Annotated in this window: 9 protein-coding genes; 3 read left to right on the top strand and 6 right to left on the bottom strand. The window is 67.6% G+C overall.

From position 1 onward, the window contains the following. Positions 1-114: 114 nt before the first annotated feature. From Y710_RS18130 to Y710_RS18105, 6 genes are all read right to left on the bottom strand, one after another. Positions 115-990 carry a recombinase family protein gene (locus tag Y710_RS18130; RefSeq protein ID WP_062368106.1) on the bottom strand — a complete coding sequence of 292 codons (876 nt, stop codon included), beginning with the start codon at positions 988-990 and terminating at the stop codon, positions 115-117. A gap of 45 nt (positions 991-1,035) precedes the next feature. Continuing rightward, positions 1,036-1,506 carry a hypothetical protein gene (locus Y710_RS18125; RefSeq protein WP_062368105.1) on the bottom strand — a complete coding sequence of 157 codons (471 nt, stop codon included), beginning with the start codon at positions 1,504-1,506 and terminating at the stop codon, positions 1,036-1,038. Further along, positions 1,503-1,892, bottom strand: coding sequence for a hypothetical protein (locus tag Y710_RS18120; protein ID WP_156479483.1), 390 nt, complete (start codon positions 1,890-1,892; stop codon positions 1,503-1,505). Before Y710_RS18120 ends, Y710_RS18125 begins: the two co-directional genes overlap by 4 nt. Positions 1,893-1,942: 50 nt before the next feature. Continuing rightward, on the bottom strand, positions 1,943-2,206 hold the full coding sequence (locus tag Y710_RS18115; RefSeq protein WP_062368103.1) for a holin: 264 nt from the start codon (positions 2,204-2,206) through the stop codon (positions 1,943-1,945). 1 nt (position 2,207) lies between these two features. Further along, on the bottom strand, positions 2,208-4,001 hold the full coding sequence (locus Y710_RS18110) for a glycoside hydrolase domain-containing protein (RefSeq protein ID WP_062368102.1): 1,794 nt from the start codon (positions 3,999-4,001) through the stop codon (positions 2,208-2,210). 117 nt (positions 4,002-4,118) lie between these two features. Beyond that, positions 4,119-4,301 carry a hypothetical protein gene (locus Y710_RS18105; protein ID WP_062368101.1) on the bottom strand — a complete coding sequence of 61 codons (183 nt, stop codon included), beginning with the start codon at positions 4,299-4,301 and terminating at the stop codon, positions 4,119-4,121. An 86-nt stretch (positions 4,302-4,387) separates the two neighbouring features. Here Y710_RS18105 and Y710_RS18100 point away from each other — a divergent pair, with 86 nt between their 5' ends. From Y710_RS18100 to Y710_RS18090, 3 genes are all read left to right on the top strand, one after another. Further along, positions 4,388-4,753, top strand: coding sequence for a hypothetical protein (locus Y710_RS18100; RefSeq protein ID WP_006897614.1), 366 nt, complete (start codon positions 4,388-4,390; stop codon positions 4,751-4,753). Beyond that, positions 4,753-5,118 carry a hypothetical protein gene (locus Y710_RS18980; RefSeq protein WP_006897613.1) on the top strand — a complete coding sequence of 122 codons (366 nt, stop codon included), beginning with the start codon at positions 4,753-4,755 and terminating at the stop codon, positions 5,116-5,118. The genes Y710_RS18100 and Y710_RS18980 overlap by 1 nt, the downstream gene beginning before the upstream one ends. Before the next feature lie 88 nt (positions 5,119-5,206). Next, positions 5,207-6,268: a MucR family transcriptional regulator gene (locus Y710_RS18090; protein WP_269449342.1), complete on the top strand. Its 1,062-nt coding sequence runs from the start codon at positions 5,207-5,209 to the stop codon at positions 6,266-6,268. Positions 6,269-6,362: the final 94 nt, after the last annotated feature.

Raw genomic sequence — 6,362 nt, 5'->3', positions numbered from 1 at the left:
GTTCGAATCCCCTATCCTCCGCAGAGAAAATGCAGGTCAGGAAACATTTCCTGACCTGCATTCTTCTTTCTGGCGGCATCAAATCCCAGGAATATCCCAGGGATTGACCATGAACTACCGCCAGTGAACGACGAACCGGTCCCGGTCCGACGACTCCCGCAACGGCAGGATGTCGACGTGATCGATCACCGAAGCGATCAGTGCACGCCGATCCTCAAGCGGCGTCGATTCGTCCGCCCACCATCGAACGACGTCCTCGTCCGTCAGCGACGGAAACCGGTCCACGACGTCGATCAACGCCAGCGACGACTCCGCCTCCGCGCGCACTTCTCGCGCGGCCGCCACGCCGGCCTCAAACGCCGCGGCATCGGTAGTGCCGCCGCCGAACGTCTTCGCGAGGACCTCGATCCGTTCGTCGGCCATGCTGATGACCGACCTGTAGTGATCGCTGCCGCGGTCGATCTGCTGCTGGACAGCGTCTAGCCACGGCCGCGACGTCACGCGCACCAGGAGCCGCTCAGTGATCTCGGATTCGGCGGTCGCCGTGGTGGCCTGCACATGCGAGCAGGAGGCGCGAACCGTCGTCCCGCTCGGGTAGGCGGGCTCACCGCAGACCCCGCAGCGGCAGACACCGGTCAGGAGGTGCTTCCTGTGCGGCTTCCGCGTGTGCTTCTGCCGGTCACTGTCGGAGAGGATCTCGTTGATCCGGACCCACCGGTCCTCGTCGAGGATCGCGGGCACCGCGGGGTTGTCAACGAGATGCCCGTCCTCGTCGCGTTTCCCGATGAGGCGCGGGTTCTTGAGCATGCGAGTGATCGGCGGGATCGCCCACGATGCGCCGGTCCCGGTCGTGATGCCTTCGCGGTTAAGGGTGTTCGCGATTGCACGGACCGGGGTACCGTCGAGGACCAGGTCGGCGACCCGGCGGATAGTGTCGGCCTCGGTGTCGATGATCTGGCCGTCGACGGTCCAGCCGTACGCGCGACTCACGCGCCACCCACGATGTAACAGTTCATGGACTGTTACATTAGCCGGTCACGGGAGATACTGGCGCAGTTCTTCCGGCGGCTCCGGGAGCGGTTCGCCCCGCTGCAGCCGATCCACCGACTTTCGGTAGTGGCCGAGGAGGACGAAGAACTTCCTCGACACCGCGGTCACCCGGTCCTCGAGTTTCTCGACGCGCTCAGTCAATGCCTGGCTGACCGCCCTCGACCGCCGGGCCTCTTCTGCGCAGTCATCCGCGAGACCCTTGTAGAACGCCTTGAGTCGCTCGATCTCGCGGTCCGCGATCAGCGCTGACGGAGACGGTTCCGCGGCAGCGCGAGCCTCGGCGACCGCTTCCCGCCGTCGGCGGTCCTTGCGGTCCTGCCACCACCGGGCGGCAGATCCGAGAAGTCCCGGGATCGTCGCGGCACGCTGCGAGGTGCCGGCCGGGACCACGACGCCGAAGACCACCAGGATCCCGATCACCCACCACGGCGCTCCGGCCGTCGCCAAGTCGTTCATTCGGCAGCCTCACGCTCGACCTCACGGTCGTCCGGCTGCGCGGCGTACCCGATAGCCATCCCGAGCTGCGCGAGACACAGCAGGGTGACGATCGACGGGCCGCGGAGCCCATCGAGCCAGGGCTGGTGAGCGACGGCAATCCACTGCCCGACAGCCAGCGCGGCGTACACCGATCCCCCGATCCACAGGCCGACGACCGTCAGGCGGCGCCAGCGGCCGAGGAACCCAGTCAGGGCCATCAGCCCCGCGATCAGGCACAGGGTTCCCCACAGCCAGAGAGGCATTGCCTGCTCGACCTTGGATAGCTGAACGGCGGGAGGTACCGCGCCCGGCAGAACGTAGTCGAGTCCTCGCAGGATCGGCTCGGTCGGGACGACGATGATCACACCGAATCTGGCTCCCTCGGGAAGGAGCGGGACCCATGTGCCGCGGCGGATCATTCGTCTGTCCGGGAGTGTCGGCCGCCGGGCGCGGCCACTGGTAGTGCCGCCGCTGTCGCGCGGTCGCCGACGCGGGCTGACGCGATCGACGTCGCGATCGAGAACAGGGCCGCGAACCCGGCCGTCTTGAGTGCCAGGCCCCAGTCGCCGCCGGACATCGTCGCGGCGGTCGCGGCGGAACTCACGACGGCGAGCAGCGTCTGGATTGCGGTCTTGACCGCACGCTCGGCAGCGTCCTCCCAGAATGTCTTCGTCCACACGTCATGCTCCCTTCGCGAGGTCGACGGTCACTCCGGTCGGCGACCAGACGAGTCGGCCGCGCTCGAACTGCTGCTCACGGTTGTCGGTTCCGTCGACCGCGCGTTCGTCGCCGATCGGCCAGCCGAGCGGGCCCTGCTCGTAGCCGTGCGCGGCGTAGGCATCGAGGATCCGGCCGTGGACCCGCCAGCCCCGCGGCGTCCCGTTCTTGCGGAACAGCTGCCCGTCCTCGAACGTCTGGACGGCGCCGTTGGTGACGACGGAGTGCGCGACCTTGGGGAATCCGAGCGGCCCTTGCTCGTAGCGGTAGTCGGCGCCCCACGTCTCGAACAGCCCGGAGCCGGGGATCTGCGGGTCGGCGTGCGGGATGGCGATCGCGGATGTCGCACCGGTCCGCCAGTAGATGTGTGCGTTCTCGTACGGGACGAACCGGCCGATCTCGCGGCCGTCCTTGCGGATGATCGTCTCCCCCACGGCCCCCACGGGTGCCAGGCGCTTCCCGATCCATGCGGCGGCGCGGGCGGCTTCGGCGTCGATGAGGTTCGGTACCGGTGCGAGGAACGATCGGATATCGGATTCGAACAGGTCCCACGGGAACCCTGACCACGGTGCCTGCATCGGCCCACCGACGTCGGTGTGGGTGCCGATACCGAGCGCACGCGTGACGTACCGGTGGTCGCTGATGCCGGAGCCGCGATTGTACGGCGGCGCGATGACAGTGGTCGGAATACCGAGAGCCTTGCAGTCGCGGACCGCGATGTAGGCGGCGATCCGGATGTCGTCGCGGCAGTTCGCTATCCACTGCTCGCGTGTCCACTCCGCATACGATCCGGCGAAGCACAGGTTGACGGTGTACGCGTTGGCGTCGAGGACCGACCAGGAGGCGCGATCGAGCGGCACCATCTGGACGAGCTTCCCCGCGCGGAGCGAGTAGTGGTAGCTGACACCGTTGGCGGTGTTGTTGCAGTACCGGGCCAGGCGCTCAGCATCCTCCGATGGATTCTGGCCGCCGCCCTGCTCGGTGTGGATCAGCCAGTTGATCGGCGTCTTGGTCCGCGGCTGAGACGCCTGGCCGATCCGGCTGATTGCCTCGAACCTCGGCGCCACGCCACCCGTCACGGGCGGCTCCGGGGTCGGCGCGGCGCCGGGTGTGCGGTCGATCGACCACTGGCCCCAATCCGGGCGGTAGACGTCGTTGACGTCAACGGTGATGCCGCCGACCGTCGGCCCCGGATTGCTGGGCGTGTCGATCACCCGCTGGTAGAGGGCCGCGTAGCCGCGGCCGTCGTCGTCAGACCAGGCGCGCGTCACCCACAGCCACCGCGGGTCGACGACCCCGTCCTCGACCGCCCACTCCACGACGCGGGAGTGCCCGTAGATCCCGACCCAGGCCTGCCCGATCTCGTCGCAGCAGCCCTTGAAGTACTGGCTGGCCGTCGCGTTCCATTGGTCGAGGGTGATGTCTTCGTCGACGGCGAAGTAGATCGGGCACCAGCCCGGCATTCCGGCCGCGCGCGCGTTCGCCAGCGCCTGCTTCGCCATGCGTCGGCCGCCCGCGTATCCGGTGGTCCAGTCCGAGGGCGTCTGTGGGTCGCCGGGCTTGCCGAGCTGCCACACGACCGCGATGTCGACGCCGCCCGCGCGGTAGCTGTCTGCGACCGCGCGCGTGATCGGCTTTCCGGCGAAGTTTGTGCCGGGCCGGGACGGCGACACGTAGGCGATGATGCCGGTGTGGCCGGCGTTCTTGATGGCTGTCGCTGACGGGAATCCCGCAGCGGTGTCGATGACGGTGACCAAGGTGCTGCTCCGATGCGAATGATGCTCGCTCGGCCCCTACCGCCAGCAGCTATGTCGAGGGTATCGCGCAGTGTCCTCTAACCGTGCGATGCGGACTGGCCCGCTCGGCGACGCCCATCATGACGATGAGCCTGCGTACCGCCAGACTCCACCGTCATCGGGCGCGTACGCCGCGATCTCGCCGAGCTCAGGCGCTTCACCGCCTGCGCCCGGCATCAGGACCGGCAACCGCAGCGGGACGCTCGTGTCGGCGTCGATGGTGCGGCCGTCGTGCGGTCCGCCGTACAGAGTGACGAGCATGCGGAGAAGTGTCGCACGAGTAGTCCGTTCGGGTGATTCACCGTCAAGTATGTACACCAGTATCCATAGTGTGTATACTCGTATGCATGAGCAGCTGGTTCCGAATCCAAGAGGCAGGCTACGAAGCCGCCGACCTCCTCGTCGCCGACAACCAGATCAGCCGACCCTGGGGAGGTGACGAGGAGCGCGACTCCCGCGAAGGTATCTCGGTCTGCGGCTCCCGCGAAGAACTCGCCGAGTACCTCGTACAGGCCGCGATCCCCTTCGGCGCCGGCGAATGGAACCTCATCGAACTCGAAGGCCAGATGAGCGGAAACGCCGCGGTCGACGCTGAACTCGGCGAGTACCTCGTCTACCCCACCGCCATCATCTCGGTCGAGAACATCAACGACGGCTTCCTCGACGAAATCGACGCCGCAGCCGACCGCATCTACGGAGAAGGAGCATTCTGATGCACAACGACGACACCGCGATCGACGCCTGGCTCGGCGACGCCGCTGACACCCTCACCGACGAGCAGCGCGACCGTTTCATCACGATCTGGGACGACACCGGCACCCGCTACCCCGAGCCCGAAGACCAGGACCTCCGCAACGCTGCCCTGTCGGCCGCGACCCAATACCTCCTCGGCGAGGCGACAGCGACCGACGCCGGCCGCGAAATCGGTCGGCTGAATGCGGCCCTCGAAGACGCCAAGGCCGCGGCCCGCGCGATCGCACTGCTCGCGGTCGAAGACGGAGCCAGCGAGTACCAGCTGCACCAGGACCTCGGGGTCACACGCCGTACCCTGCGCCTCTGGCTCGGAAAGGACAGCTGACGTGCCGATCCGTGGGGAGCGCGGCCCGGTCGAAATCTGCGAAGCGTGGGAATGCGACCGTCCCCAGCACGCCAGACGCCTGTGCCTCATGCACTACAAGCGTGAGCAGCGCGGCGTCGATGTCCGATCGCGGCCCGAGAAGATCTTCGGAGACCCGTCGGGACATGGCCTCTACGGGGTCCTCGACGACGACGGCACGACCGTCCTGTGCCACGAGTGCGGGCAGCGATTCGAGTCGGTCGGAGCGCACGTGGGCGGTGCGCACGGCATGTCGGCTGCCGAGTACAAGGCCAGGCATGGCCTCGCGCGCGGGACCGCACTCATCTCCCAGGCCAGCCACCAGCGGCGCAGCGAGGCATCCAAAGCCCGGCTCGGATCGGCCGGATGGCGACGTTTCGAGGCCAAGCGAGATCCGCTCGCAGCGTCCGCATCCCGCGACATGGATCAGCTCCGCGGTTCCGGGGTACGCGCGCAGACACAAGCCTCCCGGGCGGAGTCATCGGCGAAGAAAGGCAAGGCAACTCGAGTCGGCCGCGTCTACGAGTGCGTGATGTGTGGGGCGACCTGGTGCCAGTTCGGCGGAGCACGACAGGCCCGTACATGCAGCTACGAGTGCTGGGCCGCGTGGGAAACAGCCGTGTCAATGCAGGAGGCCCCGCCGAATGCGGATCGCGATCGCCAGATTCGCGATGCGGCCGCCCAGGGAGTCTCGGCTACCGACCTCGCCGCACGATATGGGGTGACGCCGGATCGGATCAGGCAGATCGTCCGCCGCGACCGAAAGGATCGGGAGGCTCTCCTGATGACGGAGGTGCGAGAGCACGCCGACGATGAGCGGACGTTCTACACGCAGCGGGCGGCTGCGGCGTACGTGGGCAGGTCGGACACGGCGCTCAGGAACTGGATCAAACGAGAGATACTGCCGCCGGACCCACCGTGGTTCGCGTCTGATCTGGTGTGGGCGCGAGATGAGGCGTTGCGGCGGCAGGCCAGACAGAATGAGGCGATGCGCGCGCTCGGCACGACGGCAGAGCACGGGACAGTAGCGAGATACTCGTACGGGTGCCGGTGCGACGCATGCCGTGCCGCGTCCTCGGACGAGCGCCAGTACTACCGCGAGCGGAAGCGGCGAGAACAGCAGGGGCAATGACGAAAGCCGCCCCGACTCCCTCGAAATGAGAGTCGGGGCGGCTTGTCTGCCCGGTGACCGATCACCTATTCGCAGGCGACTCCGTCGCCGTCGC

This window comes from Gordonia sp. QH-12 (assembly GCF_001578675.1).
Taxonomy (GTDB): Bacteria; Actinomycetota; Actinomycetes; order Mycobacteriales; family Mycobacteriaceae; genus Gordonia; species Gordonia sihwensis.
This window is presented reverse-complemented; position numbering and strand designations above follow the sequence as displayed.

Excerpts from the sequence above, each read along its gene's own strand:
- Y710_RS18100 (WP_006897614.1), top strand. The coding sequence starts at position 4,388 with ATGAGCAGCTGGTTCCGAATCCAAGAGGCAGGCTACGAAGCCGCCGAC.
- Y710_RS18090 (WP_269449342.1), top strand. The coding sequence starts at position 5,207 with ATGCACTACAAGCGTGAGCAGCGCGGCGTCGATGTCCGATCGCGGCCC.
- Y710_RS18980 (WP_006897613.1), top strand. The coding sequence starts at position 4,753 with ATGCACAACGACGACACCGCGATCGACGCCTGGCTCGGCGACGCCGCT.
- Y710_RS18105 (WP_062368101.1), bottom strand. The coding sequence starts at position 4,301 with ATGCTCGTCACTCTGTACGGCGGACCGCACGACGGCCGCACCATCGAC.
- Y710_RS18125 (WP_062368105.1), bottom strand. The coding sequence starts at position 1,506 with ATGAACGACTTGGCGACGGCCGGAGCGCCGTGGTGGGTGATCGGGATC.